The following is a 24,558-nucleotide window of genomic DNA, read 5'->3' on the forward strand; positions in this document are numbered from 1 at the left end:
AAAAAATGATTATTACAAATGTTAGTGATTATTTAAAAAAACATGGAATAAAACCTTCTTTACAGAGAATAAAAATTTTTGAATATTTAATAAACAATAGAAATCATCCAACAGTAGATACAATATATAAAGAATTGTTAAAAGAAATACCTACTCTTTCAAAAACTACTGTTTATAATACTTTGAATTTATTTATAGAAAAAAATATTGTTGCAGTTATTACAATCGAAGAAAACGAAACTAGATACGATGCAGATGTATCATTTCATGGACATTTTAAATGTGAAAGATGTGGGAAAGTATATGATTTTAATATAGATATTTCTAATATGAAAGATGATATGCTAAAAGATTTTCAAATTAAAGAAAAGCATATTTATTATAAGGGAGTATGTAAATATTGTTTAAACTTACAAATAGATTAATATTATCTAATTTATTATTTAACAATAAAATTGATAAAGGAGAGATGTGATTTATGAAAAATTTAGCAGGTACTAAAACAGAACAAAATTTGTTAAAGGCTTTTGCTGGTGAATCTCAAGCGAGAAATAGATATACATTTTTTGCTGAAAAGGCTAAGGAAGAAGGTTATGAACAAATAGCTGAACTTTTCTTAGAAACAGCACTTAATGAAAAGGCTCATGCTGAAAAGTTTTTTAGTTTTTTAGAAGGAAGACCTTTAGAAATAACTGCTACATATCCAGCAGGCAAAGTAGGAACTACTTTAGAAAATTTAAAAGCTGCAGCTATGGGTGAAAATGAAGAGCATACAGAGATTTATCCAGAGTTTGCAAAAATAGCAAGAGAAGAAGGTTTTCCTCAAATAGCTGCTGTATTTGATTTAGTTGCAAAAGCAGAAATAGAGCATGAACAAAGATATTTAAAACTTCTTAAAAACTTAGAAGAAGATAAAGTTTTCAAAAAAGATGAAGTTGTTAGATGGAAATGTAGATATTGTGGATATGTTCATGAAGCAAATTCAGCTCCTGAAAAATGTCCTTTATGTGGATATAAAAAGGCTTATTTTGAGTTAAAAGAAACTAACTATTAGGTTTGGTTATAGCGAAGAATATATAGTTCTTCGCTATTTTTTATTTTAGAAGAGATTATTAAAAAAAATAGAGGAAAAGAAGCAAAAGATGTAGAAATAAAGTAAATGTATAAGTTTTCTGATTTTTTGAAAAAACAGTGTTATTAGTAATCAATTTTGTTGAATTTTATGAAAAATATTAGAGAATAATTTTTGATTTTTTGGTATAAATAGAAATAAATAATAAAAGTAATAGAGAGGTGAGAATTTTGACTCAAGCTAAAAAGATTATATTAGGATTAGTAGTTTTGGTAATAATAATGATTTCGACTTCTTTTAATACAATAATAAATTTTATTACTGATTATAAATGGTTTGAAGAAGTTGGTTTTGAAAAAGTATTTTTAACAAAATTGATAACTGAATTAAAAATAGGGATTCCTGCTTTTATATTAATTACAGTATTTGTATATTTATATTTATATTCAGTAAAAAAAGAATATTACAAAAAAGTAAGTGTTGTGTATAGAGCTGTACCAGAAAAAATAATAAATCAGATAATACTTTTGGTATCAGTATTTACAGGATTTATATCAAGTATTAGTTTATCAGGTAATTTATGGTTTGATATATTGAAATTTATCAATTCAACAGATTTTAATATATCTGATCCTATATTTGGGAAAGATATATCTTTTTATATTTTTAAGTATCCTTTATTTCACAAAGCATACTATATGATAATAAGTTTTATATTTTTACTTGCAATAATTACAATAATATTTTGTTTTATAATGATAACTTTAAGACGTCCTACATTAGTAGAGACTCATGTAAATGATGAAATAGAAATAAAAATAAGAAGAAGACATATAAATTTGGGTAATGGAAAAAGGTTATTTGAAATAGTAATAAAACAGTTAACAATTATTGGAGTAATATTTTTTATAATAATAGGAGTGGGATATTTTTTTAAAACTTATGAACTTTTATATTCTCAAAGAGGAGTAGTTTATGGTGCAGGATATACGGATATAAAAGTTGTTCTTTTAAAATATAAAGTGTTTATGATGCTTTCTTTTGTATCAGCAGTGTTATTAGTTGTTGGAATAAGGAAAAGAAAAATAAGATTAGCATTATCTGGACCAGTTTTAATGATAATTGTAAGTATAATTGGAAATATAGGAGCTATCATTGTTCAAAATTATATAGTTTCGCCAGATGAGATATCAAAAGAAAGAAAGTATATAGAATATAATATTGAATATACTCAAAATGCTTATAATCTAAAAAATGTAGAGGAAAGAGAATTTTCTGCTAATGAAAGTTTGACATTAGAGGATATAAAGAAAAATGATGAAACTATAAGCAATATAAGAATAAATGATTATAGACCTACTAAGTTAGTTTATAATGCAAAACAAGGAATAAGACATTATTATAGATTTAAAGATGTTGATATAGATAGATATTATATAGATGGAAAATATACGCAAGTGTTTTTATCGGCAAGAGAACTTGATCAAACAAGTATAAATCAAGATGTATTAACTTTTATAAATAAGCATTTAATTTATACTCATGGATATGGAATAGTTTTATCGCCTGTAAACAAGGTAAATGCAGTAGGGCTTCCAGAAATGCTTATAAAAAATATTCCTCCAATTACAAATGTAGCTAAGCTTGAAGTAAAGAGGCCAGAAATATATTTTGGAGAATTAACAGATAATTATATTATAGTTGATACTAAAGAAAAAGAATTTGATTATCCAAAAGGGGAAACAAATGCTGAAAGTGTATATGAAGGAAAAGCAGGTATAAAATTAAATGGATTAAATAAGCTTCTTTTTGCTTATAAACAAAAAAGTCTTAAAATGCTTTTATCGGGAAATATAACATCTGAAAGTAAGATAATTTTAAATAGAAACATACATGAAAGAGTTAGAAAAATCATGCCTTTTATAGAATATGATTCTGACCCATATATAGTACTTAATGATGGAAAACTTTACTGGATTATGGATGGATATACAATTAGTAGTAATTATCCGTATTCAGAACCTCTTGAAGATATAGATATAAATTATATTAGAAATTCTGTTAAAGTAGTAATAGATGCATATAATGGAACAACAACTTATTATTTAGCTGATGAAAATGACCCGTTAGTAATGACTTATGCTAAAATATTTCCTCAATTATTTACAACTATGGATAAAATGCCTGAAGGTTTAAGAAATCATATAAGGTATCCACAAACTTTATTTGATATACAGTCAGAAGTATATAGAATGTATCATATGAAAGACCCTAGAGTTTTTTATAATGAGGAAGATAAATGGGATATAGCAAAAGAACAGTATGATGTTCAAGAACAGCAAATAGAATCAAATTATCTACTTATGAAATTACCTGGTGAAGAAAGGGAAGAATTTATTTTATCTGTTCCTTATACGCCTAAAGGTAAGGATAATATGACGGCTATTTTTATAGGGAGAAGTGATGGAGAAAATTATGGTAAGTTAGTAATTTATAAACTTCCTAAGAGTAAAAATATATATGGGCCTATGCAGATAGAAAATAGAATAGATTCTGATCCAATAATTTCAAGGGATATGACTTATTGGAATCAGCAGGGATCAAGAGTTATAAGAGGTAATCTACTCATAATACCTATTGAAAATTCTTTATTATACGTAGAACCAATATATATAAAATCAGCTAATGAAAATAGTTTGCCTGAAGTAAAAAGAGTAATAGTAGCTTATGGAGATAAAATAGTTATGGAGCCTACTTTAAGAGAATCATTAGAAAAGATATTCGGTAAAGAATCAGATATGCCAAAAGTTGATATATCAGTTCCTAATAAACTTATCGAAAGAGAAAATATAAACGAACTTATAATTAGAGCAAATAATGTATTTAGTAGTGCTCAAGAAGCTCAAAGACAAGGTAATTGGGCTGAATATGGAAGACTTCTCAAAGAGCTAGAGCGTGTATTGAAGAGATTATCGGAAATAAATAGTAAATTATCAGAAAAGGCTACAGTAGAATAATAAAATGACCTCCATTTTGAAGGAGGTTATTTTATTGGAGTATTTTCTGGATATAATAAATATATGGTAAAATTGAATTAAAATTATTATTAATAGATAATAGATGTGTGATTGCAAAATTAGTTTTTTAAGCAAATTTAATTAAGACTATATGATATTCAACAGAAAAGTAAATATATACTTATAGTAAATATTGGTGGTGGTATTTAATATGGATAATAAAAAATTGGCTATAGGAGTTTTTGATTCAGGTATGGGAGGTATAAGTGTTTTAGCTGAATTAATTAAGATAATGCCTAATGAAAAATATATATATTACGGTGATTCTAAAAATGCTCCATATGGAGTTAAAACTCCAAGTCAGGTAATTGAACTTTCAAAAAATATTTGTGAATTTTTCATAGATAAAGGAGTAAAGGCTATAGTTATTGCATGTAATACAGCTACAAGTGCTGCTGTTAAACAGCTTAGGGAAATATATGATATACCTATAATAGGAATGGAACCGGCATTAAAACCTGCGGTAGAAATGAATCTTGATGGAAAAATAGTAGTAATGGCAACAGAAATGACATTAAAGGAAAAGAAATTTAATGAATTGATGAAAAAATATGGTCAAAAATCTGATATAATTAAACTTCCATGTCCTAAACTTGTAGAGCTAGTTGAAAGTGGGATAGTAGATGGGGTTGAAGTTGAAAAAGCAGTAAAAGAGTGTTTTACTGGAATAGATATAAATGAAATATCTTCAATAGTTTTAGGCTGTACTCATTATATATATTTAAGGGAATCAATAAGAAATGTCGTTGGAGATAGAGTTTACATTATTGATGGAAATGAAGGAACTGCAAGACATTTAAAAAATATACTTAACAGTAAAGATTTGTTAAATGATGAAGAAAAAAGAGAAGTTTATTTTGATATATACAATTCAAAAAATGATAGGTCAATTATAGAACTTTCAAAAAAACTATTAAAATTTAGTTTAGAAAAACTAAATTGTTTAAATATTCAAAACTAAAGGCTTTTTCTTGTAAAGATAGGGTAAATATAATAAAATAATATTCATTATTAGACTTTTATTAGAAAGGTGACGGATATGAAAAGACTTATAGAGTTTTTAAAATCCCTATTTTTTGCAAAAAAGGAAGAGGAAAAAAATCTTTCTTCTTATTTGATACATACACATATAATGAAAACTACATCTAGAAAATATAAATAAAGAGAGGTGATAAAATGGCAAGGATAAGACCTTTAAAGCCAAGCGAAGTTGATGGTGAGGCAAGAGAAATATTTGAAGATTTTTTAAGAGAACGTGGAAATATACCAAATATGTTTAGGACATTAGCATATAGGCCACAGCTTTTAAAGACTGCATTTGATCATTTTAGAGCAGTTTTAAAAACTGGAACAGTAGATTTTAAATTAAAAGAAATGATAGCTGTTAGAGTATCTCAAATGAATGAATGTGCTTACTGACTTTCATCTCATACTGCTATAGCTAAAGGAGCAGGAGTATCGGAAGATACTATAAGAGAAATGGAAAAAAAGTTAAAAAATCCTGAAATGTTTACTGAAAAAGAGCTTGTTGCATTAGAATTTGCAGAAGTAATGACTGTAGATTCTAACAAAGTTTCTGATGAACTTTATAACGATATGAAAAAATATTTTGATGATGGAGAAATTATAGAGATAGCATGTGTAGTAGGAATTTTTAATTATTTTAATAAATTTAATAATGCACTTAAAACAGATATTACAAAGTAGTTTTTAAAAGGGAGAGTATTATGGATAATAATATTGATTTAGAAATAATAGAAATTATAAAAGATAAATTAGAAGAGATAATTAATAAAAGTTCGGGTATAAATAATAGAGAGAGAGAAATAATAAAATATAGATACGGATTAAAAGATAATAGACCAGTACAAATAAGAGAATTAGCTAAAATCTTTAATACTTCTCCTAAAAAAATGAAGGAAGAAGTTGATTTACTAGAAAAAAAGATATTTAATATATTAAAAAGATATATATAAATTGGAATAATTATTATTTTAAAGCCCAGAATATTTACTGGGCTTTAAGAGATAGTGTTATCTATTCATGGTTCTTAATATTTTAAGTTCTTCAGTAGACATATTATCAATTATATAAGCTTTATGTGTAAATTCTTGTCTTGATATAATTCCTTTTTCTATTAAAAGTTCTATTATAGTTGCTATAGCTAATATATTTCTATAGTTTATTTCTTTTAAATCACCTAATTTTGAATAAACGTCTAAAAGATTAAAATCTTTCATAGTATTTTTACCTCCTAATAATATTAATAAATATAATGTTTATTTAGAATATAACCAAAATGTAAAAGAAATATAACATGTGTTTGTTTTTAGATTAATTGTAGTTTCAAATTCAGTTTAAAATAATTAGAATTTATTTTTAGTTAAAGGGCTTGAAATATTCGAAAAATTATGTTAAAATACGGAAAAAATAATTAAAAGACTATGAAGGGAAATAGTAAATAGAACAGTTATTTAAGAGAGTCGGCGGTTGGTGGAAGTCGATATAACTGTCTATTGAATCCGTCCCAGAGTTATTAAGCTGAAAAAAATTAGTAAGCTTAATCGGTTGGCAACCGTTAATATGCTTAAGAGAGGGCTTTTAAAGCCAATAAGGGTGGCAACGCGGGAACAATCTCTCGTCCCTAATTTTATTAGGGATGAGAGTTTTTTATTTGATGTAGATGTTATTAAAAAATTAGGAGGAGGGTATTAAATGTTAGATATTAAAAGAATTCGAAATGAGTTTGATGAAGTGAAAAGACTTATCGAAATGAGAGGAAAGGGAGATTTTGGATTAGAAGAAGTATTAAAGTTAGATGAAAAAAGAAGACAGATAATAGGCGAAGTTGAACAAATGAAAAATAGACAAAATACCGTATCTAAAGAAATACCAAAACTAAAAAGAGAAGGTAAAGATGTATCAGAAGTTCTAGCTGAAATGAAAGAGCTTTCAAATAAAATAAAAGATATGGATAATGAATTAAAGAAGATAGATGAACAAATAAGAGAAAAACTTTTAACTATACCGAATACTCCAAGATATGATACTCCAGAAGGAGATAGTGATGAAAATAATGTTGAAGTTAAAAGAGTAGGAGAGCCAAGAAAATTTGATTTTGAAAGTAAAGCACATTGGGATATAGGAACACACCTTGGAATTTTAGATTTTGAAAGAGCATCAAAAATAACTGGTTCAAGATTTACAGTATATAGGGGATTAGGAGCTAAGCTTGAAAGAGCACTTATAAACTTTATGTTAGAGATTCATACAACTGAACATGGTTATGAAGAAATTATACCGCCATTTATGGTAAATAGAGACAGTATGATTGGAACAGGTCAGCTTCCAAAATTTGAAGAAGATATGTTTTATTTGCCAAGTAAAGATTATTATTTGATACCTACAGCAGAAGTTCCTGTAACAAATCTTTATATGAATGAAATTTTAGATGGAGAAAAGCTTCCAATTTATCATACAGCTTACACTCCATGTTTTAGAAAAGAGGCAGGTTCAGCAGGAAGAGATACAAGAGGGCTTATACGCCAGCATCAATTTAATAAGGTTGAACTTGTAAAGTTTACAAGACCAGAAGATTCTTATAAAGAATTGGAGAGTCTTCTTGCTGCAGCTGAAGAAGTTTTAAAAAGATTGAAATTACCTTATAGAGTAGTGAGATTGTGTGGAGGAGATTTAGGATTTAGCTCAGCTATGACATACGATATAGAAGTATGGATGCCAAGTTACGGTAGGTATTTAGAAATTTCTTCTTGTAGTAATTTTGAAGATTATCAAGCAAGAAGAGCAAATATAAGATTTAGACCAGAGCCAAAAGGTAAAGTCGAATATGTTCATACATTAAATGGTTCAGGACTTGCTGTTGGAAGAACTTTAGCTGCAATTCTTGAAAATTATCAGCAAGAAGATGGTTCAGTAGTAATACCAGAAGTTCTTAGACCTTATATGGGAGGATTAGAGAAAATTACTAAATAAAAATTTATTAAAAGGACTAGGTTAAAAAAAGTCTTATTTAAGTATATTTTTTTAGATATTAATTTTATTTTATTAGTAAATATATTAAAAATCGATATAAAACGATATAAAAAAAGAGCTGTACATTAGCAATTTTTAATGTGACAGCTCTTTTTTTATTTTTTTCTATTATAGTAGAATAACAAGTTTATAATTACTAATATAAACCCTAAACCATAGAGAGGAATATCTTCAGTTATAAATAATGCTAAGAGTGTTATTATTATTATTAATTTTAGAACTATATGATTTTCTTTTAGGTATTTTTTGAATTTATGCACTAAATCACATCCTTATTTCGTTTAAAATTTTCAATATTCTGTCTAAGTGTTTATTCAATAAGCTTTTATGATTTTGTTAACTCATATATTTGTTAAAACTTTATATTATCATTGAAAATATTTTGTTTTTACATACTAATATTTTACTATAAATTCCTTGATTTTCAAAGTTTGGGATTTATTTTTTAGGATTATTAAAAAGTTATCAATCCACCGCTAGTAGAATGGATTTTAGTTACTTCAGGTAAACCATATAATGTGGGGTTTGACCGTGACAATTACTAGCTGAGGAAACCATAAAGTTGACGCATACTACATCGATTGTTTTTTTAGCATCTGTATATAATTTTGTATATAATAAAGAGATAAAAAAAGCCTAGTCTTTATTATATATTCCATTTATGTTATTATTTACATGAAATATAATTTTATAAATATATATTGTAAAAAGGAATGAACGAGTATGTTTAAAAAAGAGATAAAAATATTATCTTTAGTTTTAATTTTTGCTATATTTTTTTCATCTTGTAGTGTACAGAAGGAAATAAAAATGAAAGCATTAGAAGATTTGCAAACTCAGAAAGGTAAGCTTAAAGAAAGTCTGACTAATTATAATATAGAAATACAGTTTTATCCAGATAAAAAGATGATAGTGGGAAAGCAAGAAGTTATATATACAAATAATGAAAAAGTATCTCTTGATAAAATATATTTTCACCTGTATCCCAATGCATTTAAAAAGAAAGAAACTCTTCCTTTTTTGTTTGATGATTTAAAGATAGCATTTCCAAATGGATTTGAAGAAGGATGTATAAACATAAAAAATTTGTGGGTTAATAAAGAAAGGGGAAATTTCAGTATAGGTGGAGTTGGGGATACAATAATGGAAGTTAATTTACCACAAGTTTTAAAACCAGGAGAAAAAATTTCAATAAAAATGGAATATGAAATAAAAATTCCTCCGTCAATAGAAAGATTTGGTTATAAAGATGAGATTTTTAATTTGGGAAATTGGTATCCAATAGTAGCAGTATATGATAAAACGGGTTGGAATTTAGACCCATATTATTCTATAGGTGATCCGTTTTATAGTGATGTTAGCAATTATAATGTAGTTATAAAAACGCCAAAAGATATAATAGTAGCTGCAACGGGAACAATTTTATCTGATAAACTTGTTGGAAATGTAAGAGAATGGCACATAGAGGCTAGAAAAACAAGGGATTTTGCGTGGGTAGCAAGTAAAAATTTTGAAATTGTTAAAAGGAAAGTTGATGGTATATTATTAAAAGTTTATTTTATAAAGACAAGAAAAATAGAGAAAAAAATAAAAGATTTATCAGTAAAATTTGCAGAAAAATCTATCAAGATTTTTAATGATGTTTTTGGAAAATATCCATATAAACAGTATTCAGTAGTTCAAACAAACTTTCCAAGTGGAATGGAATATCCTCAAATAGTATTTATAGGCAAACAGTATTATAATTGGAATAGTATAGATTTTTTAGAAGAAGTTATTGTACATGAAACTGCTCATCAATGGTGGTATAGTGTAGTTGGAAATGACCAAATAGATGAACCTTGGTTAGATGAAAGCTTTGCTTCTTATTCAGAAGTAATATATTATAGTGAAAATTATGGAGATATTAGAGGAAATCAATATTATAGATATGAGAATTTAGATAGATATAATGAAGCTGTAGATTCATTAAAAGATGAAGCTGTGCTTAAGACTTTAAGTGAGTTTAAAGATTGGAATGATTATAGTTTTTTGGTTTATACTAAGGGGACAGTTTTTTTAGATAATCTTAAAAACAAGTATGGAGAAAAAACTTTTTATAAAATTTTAAAAACATATTATAATATGTATAAGTATAAAATAGCTACAACCGAAGATTTTTTAAAAGTCTGTGAAGAAGTAACGGGAGATGATTTAGACAATTATTTTAATAAATGGTTAAAATAGAAAAAACACATTTTATATTTCGTAATATTTACAACATATTACAAAATATGTATTTGAAATAAGAAGGATTTTGTGTTATCATATAATTTGCCAAAGATTATAAAATTAATTTAATGTTGTGCACCTGTAGCTCAGCAGGATAGAGCAGCGGTTTCCTAAACCGCGTGTCGGAGGTTCGAATCCTCTCAGGTGCACCACTTTATTTAAAGGTGAAAAAATGAAAGAATATTTTATGAAAGAAGCCTTAATAGAAGCTAAAAAGGCCTTCGAAATAGGAGAAGTTCCTATAGGAGCAGTAATAGTAAGAAAGAATGAGATTATAGCTAGAGGTTATAATCTGCGTGAAACTTTAAAAGACCCAACAGCTCATGCAGAAATAATTGCTATAAAAAAAGCTGCACAGGTTTTAAGTAGTTGGAGATTGACAGATTGTGAACTTTATGTTACAATAGAACCCTGTGCAATGTGTGCAGGTGCAATAGTTTTATCTAGACTCAATAAGCTTGTCATAGGAGCTATGGACCCAAAGGGTGGAGCTGCTGGTTCTTTATATAACATAGTGAATGATGAGCGATTAAATCACAGGGCTGAAGTTATTTATGGTATTTTAGAAAGTGAATGTAGTGAAATAATGAAAAAATTTTTTAGGCGATTAAGAGGCAAATAAAATTAGTAGTTGATTTTATGGCTAATAATATAGATTATAAATTTATTAATTTTGAAAAAGAACAGTTTGGAGAGGTGTCCGAGCTGGCTAAGGGGCACGCCTGGAAAGCGTGTAAGGCCGTAAGGCCCCGCGGGTTCGAGTCCCGCTCTCTCCGCCAGTGAAAAAAGTTTATAAAGTTTGTCGTGCTAGATGGGGAGGTAGCGGTGCCCTGTAACCTGCAATCCGCTATAGCAGGGTCGAAGTCCCATTTGAGGCATGATACTTGTGGAGTCTGCCCTGAATAAGTGGCGAGGATAATTGGGTCCTGCGCAACGGGAACTTATGAACCCCGCCAGGTCCGGAAGGAAGCAACGGTAAGTAAGTACTCCCGTGTGCCGTAGGGTAGCCTGATTTGAGTTAACTGTTCAGGTTACGTCTGTGGTATCATGTCGAGAATGGGTGCACGACGTTAATTTTAAATAAATGAAAAGGAGCATATGGGAAAGCCATATGCTTTTTTTATATATAAAAAGTTACAATTAGATTAAAAAACTGTACAAACAAAGGAAGTTTTTGAATTTTGTCGAATATTCTATAAATGGGAAGCAAACATTATCGTATGGGGGATATTAGATGTTTTTTAAAAATAGTTTTAGAAGCAGGATTTTTATTTTATTAATAATAGTTATGTTTATTCCTATATTTTTTTTAGGTATGAATACGTATCTAAATATATATGAATATTTAATAAAACAGCAAAATCAAACAACATTAAAAAATGTAATAAATGATACTAAATTAGTAGATTCTTGGTTTGAAGGCAAAATAAAAATTCTAAAATCTATGTCTTTATCTTTAGGATTAGAATTGAAAAATAATAAAAATACAAAACGTATAAATGAATATTTGAAAAGACAGAAAGAAAATAGCGGAAAAGATTTTTTAAATATTTATATAACTACTAAAGATGGTATAAATTATGATTCAAATAGCTTAGACTATGACTTAAAAAAAGTTGATTTTAGAAAGAGAAAGTGGTATTTAGAAGCTAAAGAGAATGATAGACTTTTTATAAGTAAACCATATGAAGATATAGTAACAGGATATAATGTAATAACAGTATCTATTCCGATTAAAGATGAAAATGGAAATTTTATTGGTGTATTGGGTATGGATTTTATGTTTGACAAGGTTATAGAACAAATAAAAAAGATAAATATTGGAAAAAATTCGTTTCATGTAGTTATAGCAGATGATAATAGTTTATTATATAAAAATGATTTTGTAGATGGAATAAATTATTTACCTATTATAAAAAAACAAGGAGAATTTGTAAAAATAGATTATAATGGTAAAAAGCTAATAGGGATATATACTAGACTAAACAGTATTAATGTAGGTATTATAACTTTTGAAGATGTAAATAGATATTATTTGCAGATAAATAAGTTTATAGAACAATTTATAGGGATATTTATATTTACTGTAATAGTAGCTATTTTTTCAGTTTTATATATTTCAAAGAAGATTTCTATACCTGTAGTAGAGTTAAAAAGAGGAGTTAGACGATTATTAGAAGGAAATTTAGATGTACAGATTTCAACAGCTGCTGATGATGATTTTAATGAGCTGATGGAATCTTTTAATTTGATGGCAAAAGCATTGAAGAAAAACTATGATGATTTAAAAAAGCAATCTAAAGATTTATTTATGAAAAATCAGTTATTGCAGGAAATGAATTTAGAATTAGAGGCATCTTTTAATCAATTGAGGGCTACAACAGAACAATTGAATTTTTCTGAAAATAAGTATAGAACTTTAATAGAAAATATTTCTGATTTTATATGGGTTATAGATGTGGATGGAACAATAACGTATGTAAATAATTCAATTCAAAATATATTAGGTTATAAACCGCAGGATATTATAGGTAAAAATATTTCTACAATAATATGTACTTTAGATAATAATGAAGATATTACAGATATATTAAATAAGTTTTGTAAAAAAGATTTTAAAGATTACGATTTATGTTTTATAAAATCAGATGGGAAAGAAAGGGTAATTATTGCTTCTAATATCAATAGAATACTTGATAGTAGTGGAAAACTAATAGGAATAGAAGGTATAGGAAGGGATGTTACAGAAAAGAGAAAGTTAGAAAAGAGAATAGTAGAACAAAATGAAAAGCTTAGAACACTTAATGAAATAAGTTATTATCTCGTATCTCAAAATAAAATGGATGATTTATTAAATGCGATAGTAAATAGAATATGTGAATTATTTAAAATTGAAATTTGCAGTATAAGACTTTTAAAAGGTGAAGAATTGGAAATTATGGCTTTTGCAGGAGGTTTAAAGGAACTAGCTTATAAAAAGTCAATAAATATACATGAAGATATAATAGGAAAAGCTGTTATAGAAAAGAAAATAATTGTACTCAGTAATGTAATAGAATCAAATATATATAAAGAGGATAAAAATTCTTATAAATACATAAAAGCATTGAAATGTTTAATATTTATTCCGCTTATATTAGAAAGTAAAGTTATTGGTATTTTGACAGTTGGTTCTATAAAAAAGTTAAATCATGAAGATATTGATATGTTAAAAGCTTTTTCAAATTATGCAACCGTAGTTATAGAAAAAACTAGATTGTGTGAAGATTTAAAAGAATCTTATTTTAAAACAATAAAAGCTTTAGCAACGGCAGTAGAAGCAAAAGATGCATATACAGAAGGACATTCTGTGAGAGTTTCTAGATATTCAACTCTTATAGCAAAATTTATGGGACTTGATGAAAAAATGATTGAAGAAATAAAAATTGCTGGTATACTGCATGATATAGGTAAAATAGGTATAAATGATGCAATACTTACAAAGCCAGGAAAACTTACAGAAGAAGAATTTCAGGAAATTATTAAACATCCTTCTATAGGAAAGAAAATTTTACAACATATTGGTTTATCTCAAAATATATTAGATGGAGTATTATTGCATCATAAAAGATACGATTTGAAAGGCTATCCTAAAGATATAAAAATTGATAGTTTGCCTTTAACAGCTTGTATAATAGGAGTAGCTGATGCGTTTGATGCGATGACTACGAATAGGTCTTATAGTAATGCTAAAACGATGGAAGAAGCTATGAGAGAATTGATTTTATTTAAAGGAAGTCAATTTTGTCCAAAAGTAGTTGAAGTAATGGAATATATATATAATACTCATAAGGAAAAACTTGAGGAAATAATTAACTCAATTTGATATAAAGGTTGTAAAAAGAAAAAGCAGTTATCTTAAACTGCTTCTTTTTTTGTGTTATAATTTTATAATACAGATTAAATGATAGAAATTAAAGGTGATGAAATAAATGGCTTATACTGCATTGTATAGAAAATGGAGACCAAAGATTTTTGAAGAAGTAGTAGGACAAGAGCATATAACTATGACATTAAAAAATCAAATTAAAAATAAAAATATAGCTCATGCATATCTTTTTTGTGGAACAAGAGGAACAGGTAAAACATCTACTGCAAAAATATTTGCAAGAGCGATAAATTGTTTAAATCCTCAAAATAATAATCCATGTAATGAATGTGAATTATGTAGAGGTATATTAGATGAAAAAATAATGGATGTTATAGAAATAGATGCAGCTTCAAATAATGGAGTAGATAATATTAGAGAATTGAGAGAAAATATTAAATATCCACCTTCAAAGACAAAGTACAAGGTATATATCGTAGATGAAGTTCATATGTTATCACAGGGAGCTTTTAATGCATTATTAAAGACATTAGAAGAGCCACCTGAGTATGTTATATTTATTCTTGCTACTACAGAGCCACAAAAAATACCTGCAACAATATTATCTAGATGTCAAAGATTTGATTTTAAGAGAGTAACTTATGAAAAGATATTTGATAGATTAAAGTACATTTGTAATAACAGCGAAATAGAGATAGAAGATAAAGCATTAAAATTGATAATAAAAAATTCTGATGGTGCAGTAAGAGATGCTCTTAGTATATTAGATCAATGTATATCTTTTGCTGAAGGAAAATTAACTTATAATAAAGTAGTACAAATATTGGGATTAGTTACCGATGAATTTTTATTTAAACTTACAGAAGCTATATGTGATGAAGATTCAAAGACTTCGATGAAGTTAATTGATGAATTAGTTAGCAGTGGCAAGGATATAAATCAATTTATTAAAGATTTAATAAATCATTATAGGAATTTGATGATGATTAAAATATCAGCAGAGAATATTGAAGAAGTAATAGATATGTCTAGAGAAAATATAGAAATATTGAAAAAACAAGGAGAAAGATTAGATATAAATACTATAATAAGAACTATAAATGTTTTATCTGAAACTCAACAACAGGTAAAATGGTCTAGTCAGCCAAGAATTTTATTAGAATTAGCTGTTATAAAACTTATACAACCTAGAATTGATGATTCTTATGAAGGATTGATAGATAGAATAAAAAAACTTGAAAAAAAAATTGAAAATTTAAAGATTGAAGGTATAAAGCCAATAAAATCACAGTCCAAGAATATTAGAGAAGATAAAACTGATGTAAGCAAAGAAAAGAAAGAAAAAAAAGTAGAAAGAAAAGAAACTGCAGTTTTGCAAAAATTAGATTTTAAAAAGATAAGTAGTAAATGGAATGAAATTTTAAAAGAAATAAAGAGGAGAAAAATTTCGACTTATGCTCTTGTGATGGAAGGTAAATTAGTTGCTTTAGATGGAAATAAGCTTATAATATCTTTTAAAGAAGGATTTTGGTTTCATAAAGATGCTACAAATAAGGCGAATAATAGTGAAATAATAGAGAAAACTATATTAGATATGACTGGACAAAGTGTTAAAATAAAATGTGTAATGGAAAATGAATTAGAAGAAATAAACAAAACTCAAGATGAGATGGCATTTACTCAAATTGAAGAAGAAGTAAAAATGGTAGAAGAATTTTTTGAAGAATTTAAAGATAAATTAAAAATAGAAGAATAGATAGCTTTTAAAAGTACTTTTAAATGAATAGTTTATATTTTATAAAAATTAATATGGTATAATAAAAAAGAATGTTCAAAAGAAGTAATGGAGGGATAATTATGGCTAAAGGAAGAAGAATGGCTATGCCGGGGAATATGAATAATATGTTAAAACAAGTCCAAAAAATGCAAAAACAAATAGAAAAAATTCAATCTGAAATAGAAGAAAGAGAGTTAGAAGTAACAGCCGGCGGAGGAGCTATTACTGTAAAAATTAATGGAAAAAAAGAGTTGTTAGATATAAAAATAGATCCAGATGTAGTAGATCCTGATGATGTAGAAATGCTACAGGACTTGATAGTAGCTGCTGTTAATGAAGCTATGAGAAAGGTTGAAGAAATGGCAGCTAAGGAGATGAACAAAGTAACTGGTGGCATAAATATACCGGGATTATTCTAAGTTATTATGGGCGAGTCTAAAGACTCGCCTTAAATAATAGGAGGTGTTATTGTGATTAATTATGTTGCTCCTGTGGCAAAATTAATAGAAGAATTTTCAAAATTGCCTGGTATAGGAAGAAAAACTGCACAAAGATTAGCTTTTTATATATTAAATTCAAAAGAAGAAGAAGCTGTAAGTTTAGCAGAAGCTATAATAAATGCTAAAAGGAAAACAAAATACTGCAGTATATGCTTGAATATTACAGATATAGACCCTTGCCGTATTTGTACAAGTCACAAAAGGGATAAAAGCATGATATGTGTTGTTGAAGACCCAAGAGATGTTGCTGCTATGGAGAGAACAAGAGAATATAATGGATTATATCATGTGCTTCATGGTGCAATTTCTCCTATGGAAGGTATAGGACCTGAAGATATAAAAATAAAAGAATTATTATTAAGATTACAAAATGATGATATAAAAGAAGTAATATTAGCTACAAATCCCACTATAGAAGGTGAAGCTACTTCTATGTATATATCAAAATTAGTAAAACCTATGGGTATAAAAGTAACGAGAATAGCTCATGGAATACCTGTAGGTGGAGATTTAGAATATGCAGATGAAGTAACTCTTTCAAAAGCTCTTGAAGGAAGAAGAGAATTATAATAAAAAGTTTATTTACACAAAGGAGAATGATAGTGTGATAAAATTTGATTGTACTATATTTGTTCAATTTTTAAATACTGTATTGTTGATTGGAATTATTTATTTCATTTTTTATATACTTATTAAGTTGCCTAGGTGTATTAAAAGGAATGAAGATAGAATTGAAAGAATAGAAAAATTGTTAGAAGAAGATAATCAAAGAGATAAATAATTATTAAGGCTGTTTTAAATAATTAATGTAAGTTAGACTAATAAGTAAAAAATAGAAGGATGAGAAGATAAATATTTTCATTTTGTATAATATAATGTAAAAAAAACTTAAAATTATATTATATGTTAGAAATTGAAATTATATGCAAAATTATATATAATAGTAATTGAAATGTGAATAAAATTGTATATTTAAGAGCTGACTGGAAAACCAGAGGCCTATCTTATTTGAGATAGAGCCTCTTTTTTGTTTTATAAAAATTCTAACTATTGAAAGGAGGATAGTATCAAAAGCTTAATTGTAAGAAAATTACATTTAAAACACAAATGGGGGGATTGAAATGTTAAAAAGAAATAAGTCATTTGTTATAAGTTTAGTAGTTGTAATGCTATTTACTTTAATGCCAATGAATGTATTTGCAGATTGGACACAGTTCCAAGGCGATATTGTAAATAGTGGTGTAACAACTGATAAGCTACCTACATCATCTTCTATAACTGCAGATTGGATAACAAAAACAGAATCAGCTGGGTGGTTTGGTATAGATACAGTTCCACTTGTAATAGGGGATAATGCCTATGTTTTTGCAAGTAGTAATCTTTATAAAATAAATATAAGTAATGGTAGAAAAGTTTGGGAGATAAAGGTTGATAGTGATGGAGGATTTCAATTATCTACTCCAGCAACAGACGGTTCTAATATATATTTAGGAGTGCAGGAAAAGGATAAAACAGATAATAAAATAAAACTAAAAGTTAAAAAAGTGAGCAACTTGAATGGTACACCTAATGTTACAGAACTGGCAGTTTTATCAGAAGGTGGACAACTAAATACTCCAATTACTTATGACAATGGAAAGTTATATTTTGGAACTTGGAAAGGAACTGTGGATACTACAACTGGTGGAGTTTACTATTGTGTAGATGCAAATAATGGAAATATACTTTGGAAATATACTGGAGTAAAAAATGACAACAGAGAAGATGGATTTTATTGGGCAGGAGCAGCAATCGTTGGGAATTATATAATATTTGGAAATGATGCTTCCTATATTCATGTTCTTGATAAAAATAATGGAACAGAAAAGGATAAATTTGATTTGAGAAAAGTTCATACTGATTCAAGAGAAGTTCGCTCTTCAATTTGTGTATATGATAATTCAGCATACTTTACAGATAAAGGTGGGTATTTGTGGAAGTTAAATATTAATAGTGATGGTACTCTTAAATACGAAGGGTCAAGAAAAATAGGATATACAACATCTACACCAGTTGTAGCATATCATAAAGATATGTCCGAAGATAGAATATATGTTGGACAAGGTCAATTCTCTGGAGGAAAATTAGTGTGCTATGATACAAACTTAAATCTTATATGGGAGTATACAGGAATTGGTGGTGTACAGTCTTCACCTATTGTTTATAGTGATGGTGTATATAATTATATATACTTTACAGAAAATAGTGCAAAAGGTAGAGGTTATTGCATAATGGATGAAGGATATAGTGCATCTTTAGTGTGGGTATATACTCCTCCAAGAGATGAAATGCAGAATTATACATTACAAGGAATGGCACCTGCTGGAGAATATGTAGTTTATGGTAATGATTCTGGATATGTATTTGGAATAAAAGAAGAAACATTAAAAAGGGCTTTTAAAATAGAACCTTTGGTTACGGATATAGATAAATTACAAGAAGAAAGTGTAGCAGTGGATGTATATGAGAAAAAATAATATCTGCAATAATGGATACAAATGTACATTTGTATCCATTATTGCTATTATTGCTATGAAGGAGGAAGAAAATGTATAAATTTAAAAATAACAATCTCATAGCTATAATCCTTACATGTATTATGGTATTTAGTGGATTAATAACTCCAACTGGCATGGGAAATAAAATAGTATGGGCGGAAAATTCAAAAATAGAGACAACAGTAACAGAAGCAGTTTATAGTGATAAAAATGAACAAAATGGAATATGGGAGGCTGTAGCATCTAATACAAATGAAAATTTAGTAGATATATGGAAAAGTCCTGAAGGAGAAGTATTTGTATTAGGGCAAAAAAATATTTATAAATATGTAAGTGGAAAAGGACTTAGTAAGCCGATATATCATATAGATGAATCGAATATATATTTGCATAGTATATGGGGAACTTCATCAGAAAATATATATGTTGTAGGCGGTATTTATCCAAATATAAGGGCTTATAATGATGCAAGACCTATGTATGGATCTATAAGACTACACTATGATGGTATTAAATGGGAAAAAAAGACTACTAACAGAACTTTACGAGGCTATTTTGATATTGATGGTACAAGTAAAGATAATATTTATATAGTAGGAGAAAATCGAATAACTCATTTTGATGGGACTGAATGGAAAGAAAAGGATAGAGAAGAGTCTATATTTATGGGGATATATATAGAAAGTGAAGATGATATTTATATATTAGGGGTGATTAGAAAAGGTAGAGAAAATAAAGCAGGGTTTAGATATTTTGATGGAAACAAATGGAAAGAATATATTTCATCCTATGAAAAAAGAAAATTTACAGATATATTTGTAAAAGCCCCTAATGAAATATATTTAGCAGGTAGAGAATGGGATACTAGGAAATCTGATATATATCCTGATATAAATGTAAAATTTGATGGGAAAAATTTTACAGAAGCAACAGAGCTATCAGAGTTTAAAAGAATAAATGATTTTTGGACGAAGGATTCAAATAATACTTATGCAGTGGGATATGATGAAAATGAAAGGGGTTTAATCTATCATTACGATGGCAGTAAATGGAGAAGAGTGGCTGTTCCGGAAGTTCTTTTAGATGAAAAGTTAAATTGTATAGTAGGAATGGATGAAGAAAACTTACTTGTAGTAGGGGATCATGGAACAATTTTAGAGTATAAAGTTACAGATAAAAAAGATTTAAAGCTATCTAAACTAGATGTAACTATTGATGTATCAAAAAAGACTTTAGATATTGATGCATTAGTGAGCTATATAGGAAAAAGAGATGCAGAAAATGTAACTATAGCTGTATATGGTGTAGTATATGGGGAAGATGATTATGATTTTATCAAAGAAGAAACGACTACTTTTGAGCCTAACTGTACTAATACTATAAAGTTTAAAGATATACCAATAGAAAAATTAAATAATAAAAATATAAAAGTAGTTGTAGATGCTTTAAATATAGTAAAAGAAGAGGATGAAGAAAATAATATATTAGAAAAAGAAATAAAAACAGATCTTAGTATAGTTGATATAAAGTTTTTAGAAAATAGAGAAACGATTTATAAAGCAAATAAAGAAAATAAAGGCTTTAGGATTAAATACGCAAATAATGGAAATATCAAGATTAAAAATATAAATATTTTAGTATATGAAAATAATCAGGTAATACATAAGTTTCCTTTTAAAGAGCTGTCAAATGAGGGAACTGTAGAATTGGATAAGTGGACGCCAAAGAGTGGAACTATTAAATTAAAAGCAGTCATAGATGAAAATGATGTCATAACAGAAACAGATGAAGAAAACAATGAAAAAAGTATTGATTTAAAGGTTGTAGCAAATATAAAAGATATGGATTGGATAAAAATAAATATACCCGAATGGGATCCTGTTGATTATGGTACTGGTATGCCTTATAATGCTCCTAATGGAGTTGGAGATATTTTAGCATTTGAAAATGGAGAAATATATGTAAAAGCTAGAAGGGGACTGTATAAGTACGAGAAAAAGCAAGGAGGCACTAGCTGGCAGTTAATCAAAAACAGGGACGAAGTAGATTGTATTTGGGGGGATTCACCAAAAAATATATTTACAGCTGAATATTTACAAAAAAGTGATGATAAAAATGAGTGCTTTGTTGAGCATTTTAATGGTGAAAATTGGAAAAGGATAAATATAGATCATCCTGATGTTATTAATAATAGTTGCGGTATTAGACAAGTATGGGGAAGTTCAAGAGAAGACATTTATATAAACAATGGAAAAGGGATTTATCATTACGATGGGTCTAGTTGGAAAGCATATGATTTAGGATTTAAACTGTATAGAGACCCACTAATTGCATCACATGACAATATTTATGCTTTATCAATAGATCAAAAGATTTATCACTATGATGGAGATAGATGGTCTGAATATAAAGTTAATTATAAGGGACTGTCAGATAGAGAAATTGAAGATATATATTTAGATGCTAATAATCATTTGTGTATAGTGTATAAACAAAATATAAATGGAATAAATTCTGATATAGAACAATTAGAAGTAGCATGTTTTAATGGAGAAAGTTGGAAAAACATATCATTTCCTTTTTTAACAAGGCGTATAAACTTAAGTAGTAATATTCATAGAAGAACAAGATTATGTATTTTAGATGAAAATAATATCTATCTTATGAAAGACAGTCTATATTACTATGACGGTCAAAATTGGAATGAGATTGCCGGTACCAATAATGATGATTTGATTAAACCGGATGGAATTGATAGCGGATTAGATACAATAATTGGTTTTGGTAGTGACAAATTATTTTTAGCTGGTGATAGAGGTAGAGTATGGTATAGAGGAACAGGATTGGATATAAAAGAAGATAGCGATTATAATAATGATGAACAGGATGTAAATAGTGTAAAGGTTTATATTAGAGTAGAAGGATATGATAAAACTTTTGTACCTAGAACTAGTATAGTAGTTGATAATTTTGATTTAACACCTTATTTAGGAAAAGCAACTGGGGAATCAGCAACAGAAAGTAAAGGTTGGGGTCCTGATAGACTTAAAAATCCAACTGTAGCTCATGCTCTAATAAAGGCCTTAGAACAACAAGGTTTTGATTGTACAGATCATAATAGTGGATGTGATTTGCAGGATTATGGCTGGTCACTTTATATAGCAATGATAGGTGGCGACAGAGAATTTGACCATAGACATACATCAGGATGGATGTACAGGGTAAATGGTTGGCTTCCTAATTATGGTTGCCAAGCGTATAGATTAAAAGGTGGAGAAGATATACTTTGGTATTTTGGTGCATATGGATTTGATACTTGGGTTACTGAAATAGAATCAGATAAGACAAGTGTAAGTACAGGTGAGAAGGTTGAAGTAAAATTAAAAGGAGTAGTGACACCATATAATGAAGAAGGTGACAGCTTTGGTTCAGATAGAGAAAAATTAATAAAGAATGCAACTATTTATGTAAATGGTAAGCCATATGAAATGGATGGTAAAGAAGTTAAGACAAATGAAGAAGGCAAGGCTACATTGATATTTTATGAGCCGGGAACTTATGAAATATCAGCAGAAAGAATAAATGGAGAAGGATTAAGGGATATAGTAAGACCATTACCTATTAAGATTCAAGTAAGAGGAGAAAGTAAGACACCATCAGGAGGAATCAACCTTGATATAAAAGATGTAGACAAAACATTAGATGAATTAGACAAAAATATGGATAAAATAAACACATCAGAAGAAGAAAAAGAAGTAGTAAAGAAAGTAACTGAAATAAAGAATAAATTAAAAAAAGCTGCAGAAAAAGTAAAAAATGAAAAAGAAGCACACAACGTGTTTAATAAAGCTACAAAAACAATTAATATACTTGTAAAATTATCAGATAAGATAATGGATAAGAACAACAAAAAGGATGTTAGTATAATTGCAGTAGAAAATATGAAGATTATACTAAAACTTATGGATAAAATAACGGATAAAAAAGAAATAAACAAAGCAACATCGGATATTATTGATGCTGCAGGAAATCTAATAGAAAAATTAGGTGGAGAGAATAAAAAAGAATTTATTAACAATGCAGTAAAGGCAGCGAAAAAAGCAATAGAAAAATCATTCAAACAAGAAATTTCAAAAGATGCATTAGAAGAGAGAAAAAATGCAGTATTAGTTAAGATAGATATGGATGAAATCAATGCAATGACAGATGAAATAGAAAGTATAGAAAGAGAAATGAAAGAAAAATTGAAGCAGAACAAGATAAATCAGAAAATAGACCTAGAAAAGATATTAAAAATAGAAATACCAAGTAAAGATAAAAAAGAAGTATATATAAGCTTGGCATCAAATGTTATAAATAACTTAAAACAAGATGGCATCGAAAAAGTAGAAATAAGAACAGAAAATGCAGTATTTAAGCTAACACCAAATACATTTAATGATAAAGAAAATAAAGAAGAAATTGCTTTGATTGCAAAGATAGTTGATAGAAATATCTTAACACCGCTTGAAAGATACAAAATACCAAAGGACTGCGTTATAATAGATTTAGATGCAAAAGTTGGAAATGAAAAAATAAATAAATTTAATGAACCAATTGAAGTAAGTATACCTTATAAGGGAAAAGTGAATAAAGGAGAAGTAGTACAAGTATTTTTACTAAAGAAAGATGGAACTATAGAAAATATGGGTGGAGAATATGACTCTGATACAAGAATGGTAACTTTTACAACTCCTCATTTTAGTAAATATTTTGCAAATAAGGTAAAAGTGATATTTAAAGACCTAGGGGGTTATCAGTGGGCAAAGGAAGCAATAGAAGCTATGGCACAAAAAGGTATAATAAATGGTCGTAAGGAAGGTATATTTGCTCCATCGGCAAATATTACAAGAGCAGAATTTGCAACACTTATGGCAAAGATGATGGGGTATAATACTGAAAATGTAGAAATACCTTTTACAGATGTAGACAAAGACACTTGGTACTATGATTATGTGGGAGCAGCATATAAAAATGGTCTAATTAGAGGTAGAAGTAGCACTATATTTGATCCAAATGGAAAAATCACAAGAGAAGAAATGGCAGTAATTGTTGCAAAAGTATTAAAGCAGAAAGGATATAAAGAAGCAACCTTAGAAGAATTAAATATTTTTACAGACAAAGAAGAAATATCAGTATGGGCAAGAGAAGCAGTAAGTATATGTGTAAGAGAAAAAATCATAAGAGGTATGGAAGATGGAAGATTTGCACCAAAAGAGAGAGCAAATAGGGCACAAGCAGCCGTAATGCTCTACAAGCTTTATAATTTAATTCATTAAAAAATAAAAACTGCTAGCAAAATTTATTTTAATCTATGCTAGCAGTTTTTTAAAAACGTATATAAATTGCAAAAAATAGAAGATT

18 protein-coding genes, 2 tRNA genes, 1 other RNA gene and 1 other annotated feature are annotated in these 24,558 nt (G+C 27.8%); of the genes, 20 read left to right on the forward strand and 1 reads right to left on the reverse strand.

The genetic code is table 11. The annotated features are described in order from the left end of the window. The first annotated feature begins 5 nt into the window (after positions 1-5). The 7 genes from BUA90_RS09715 to BUA90_RS09745 all read left to right on the forward strand — a co-directional run bounded on the left by BUA90_RS09715 (position 6) and on the right by BUA90_RS09745 (position 6,125). A complete protein-coding gene (locus tag BUA90_RS09715) occupies positions 6-425 on the forward strand; it encodes a Fur family transcriptional regulator (protein WP_072968088.1) in 420 nt (139 codons plus the stop codon). A gap of 53 nt (positions 426-478) precedes the next feature. Then, the gene (rbr, locus tag BUA90_RS09720; RefSeq protein WP_072968090.1) at positions 479-1,054 is read left to right on the forward strand and encodes a rubrerythrin; all 576 of its coding nucleotides are present in this window, start codon (positions 479-481) and stop codon (positions 1,052-1,054) included. A 239-nt stretch (positions 1,055-1,293) separates the two neighbouring features. Continuing rightward, positions 1,294-4,089 (forward strand): UPF0182 family membrane protein, encoded by a 2,796-nt coding sequence (locus BUA90_RS09725; RefSeq protein ID WP_072968092.1) that lies wholly within the window; start codon positions 1,294-1,296, stop codon positions 4,087-4,089. 211 nt (positions 4,090-4,300) lie between these two features. Continuing rightward, positions 4,301-5,110 carry a glutamate racemase gene (murI, locus tag BUA90_RS09730; RefSeq protein WP_072968095.1) on the forward strand — a complete coding sequence of 270 codons (810 nt, stop codon included), beginning with the start codon at positions 4,301-4,303 and terminating at the stop codon, positions 5,108-5,110. A 215-nt stretch (positions 5,111-5,325) separates the two neighbouring features. Then, positions 5,326-5,568, forward strand: a complete 243-nt coding sequence (locus tag BUA90_RS09735) for a carboxymuconolactone decarboxylase family protein (RefSeq protein ID WP_072968097.1) — start codon at positions 5,326-5,328, stop codon at positions 5,566-5,568. 60 nt (positions 5,569-5,628) lie between these two features. Beyond that, positions 5,629-5,856: a carboxymuconolactone decarboxylase family protein gene (locus tag BUA90_RS09740; protein ID WP_072968100.1), complete on the forward strand. Its 228-nt coding sequence runs from the start codon at positions 5,629-5,631 to the stop codon at positions 5,854-5,856. A gap of 20 nt (positions 5,857-5,876) precedes the next feature. After that, entirely contained in the window at positions 5,877-6,125 is a 249-nt protein-coding gene (locus tag BUA90_RS09745) for a sigma-70 family RNA polymerase sigma factor (RefSeq protein ID WP_072968102.1), read from the forward strand. Between the two features lie 57 nt (positions 6,126-6,182). Here the strand turns inward: BUA90_RS09745 and BUA90_RS09750 are convergent, their stop codons facing one another. Then, positions 6,183-6,389, reverse strand: a complete 207-nt coding sequence (locus BUA90_RS09750) for a hypothetical protein (protein ID WP_072968103.1) — start codon at positions 6,387-6,389, stop codon at positions 6,183-6,185. 195 nt (positions 6,390-6,584) lie between these two features. After that, positions 6,585-6,798: a binding site (T-box leader), on the forward strand. A 66-nt stretch (positions 6,799-6,864) separates the two neighbouring features. On the opposite strand from BUA90_RS09750, the gene serS reads away from it, so the two are divergent. From serS to BUA90_RS09810, 13 genes are all read left to right on the forward strand, one after another. Further along, positions 6,865-8,142 carry a serine--tRNA ligase gene (gene serS, locus BUA90_RS09755; protein ID WP_072968106.1) on the forward strand — a complete coding sequence of 426 codons (1,278 nt, stop codon included), beginning with the start codon at positions 6,865-6,867 and terminating at the stop codon, positions 8,140-8,142. Positions 8,143-8,925: 783 nt separating this feature from the next. Then, a complete protein-coding gene (locus BUA90_RS09760; RefSeq protein ID WP_072968108.1) occupies positions 8,926-10,428 on the forward strand; it encodes a M1 family metallopeptidase in 1,503 nt (500 codons plus the stop codon). 120 nt (positions 10,429-10,548) lie between these two features. Beyond that, positions 10,549-10,625 (forward strand) — tRNA-Arg (locus tag BUA90_RS09765). 20 nt (positions 10,626-10,645) lie between these two features. Beyond that, on the forward strand, positions 10,646-11,095 hold the full coding sequence (gene tadA / locus BUA90_RS09770) for a tRNA adenosine(34) deaminase TadA (RefSeq protein WP_072968110.1): 450 nt from the start codon (positions 10,646-10,648) through the stop codon (positions 11,093-11,095). 68 nt (positions 11,096-11,163) lie between these two features. Then, a tRNA-Ser gene (locus tag BUA90_RS09775) sits at positions 11,164-11,252 on the forward strand. Positions 11,253-11,275: 23 nt separating this feature from the next. After that, positions 11,276-11,541: signal recognition particle sRNA large type (gene ffs / locus BUA90_RS09780), an RNA gene on the forward strand. Positions 11,542-11,707: 166 nt separating this feature from the next. Then, complete coding sequence (locus BUA90_RS09785) at positions 11,708-14,338, forward strand: HD domain-containing phosphohydrolase (protein ID WP_072968112.1); 2,631 nt, start codon at positions 11,708-11,710, stop codon at positions 14,336-14,338. A gap of 106 nt (positions 14,339-14,444) precedes the next feature. Beyond that, a complete protein-coding gene (gene dnaX, locus BUA90_RS09790; protein ID WP_072968114.1) occupies positions 14,445-16,097 on the forward strand; it encodes a DNA polymerase III subunit gamma/tau in 1,653 nt (550 codons plus the stop codon). Between the two features lie 101 nt (positions 16,098-16,198). Continuing rightward, a complete protein-coding gene (locus BUA90_RS09795) occupies positions 16,199-16,537 on the forward strand; it encodes a YbaB/EbfC family nucleoid-associated protein (protein WP_094756843.1) in 339 nt (112 codons plus the stop codon). 51 nt (positions 16,538-16,588) lie between these two features. Then, positions 16,589-17,188 carry a recombination mediator RecR gene (gene recR / locus BUA90_RS09800; protein WP_094756844.1) on the forward strand — a complete coding sequence of 200 codons (600 nt, stop codon included), beginning with the start codon at positions 16,589-16,591 and terminating at the stop codon, positions 17,186-17,188. A 34-nt stretch (positions 17,189-17,222) separates the two neighbouring features. Then, positions 17,223-17,399 carry a hypothetical protein gene (locus BUA90_RS12420; RefSeq protein ID WP_159430020.1) on the forward strand — a complete coding sequence of 59 codons (177 nt, stop codon included), beginning with the start codon at positions 17,223-17,225 and terminating at the stop codon, positions 17,397-17,399. A gap of 340 nt (positions 17,400-17,739) precedes the next feature. Next, entirely contained in the window at positions 17,740-19,134 is a 1,395-nt protein-coding gene (locus BUA90_RS09805) for an outer membrane protein assembly factor BamB family protein (protein WP_072968118.1), read from the forward strand. Between the two features lie 71 nt (positions 19,135-19,205). Continuing rightward, complete coding sequence (locus BUA90_RS09810) at positions 19,206-24,473, forward strand: S-layer homology domain-containing protein (protein WP_072968120.1); 5,268 nt, start codon at positions 19,206-19,208, stop codon at positions 24,471-24,473. The last annotated feature ends 85 nt before the right edge of the window (positions 24,474-24,558 follow it).

Source organism: Caminicella sporogenes DSM 14501, assembly GCF_900142285.1.
Lineage (GTDB): Bacteria > Bacillota > Clostridia > Peptostreptococcales > Caminicellaceae > Caminicella > Caminicella sporogenes.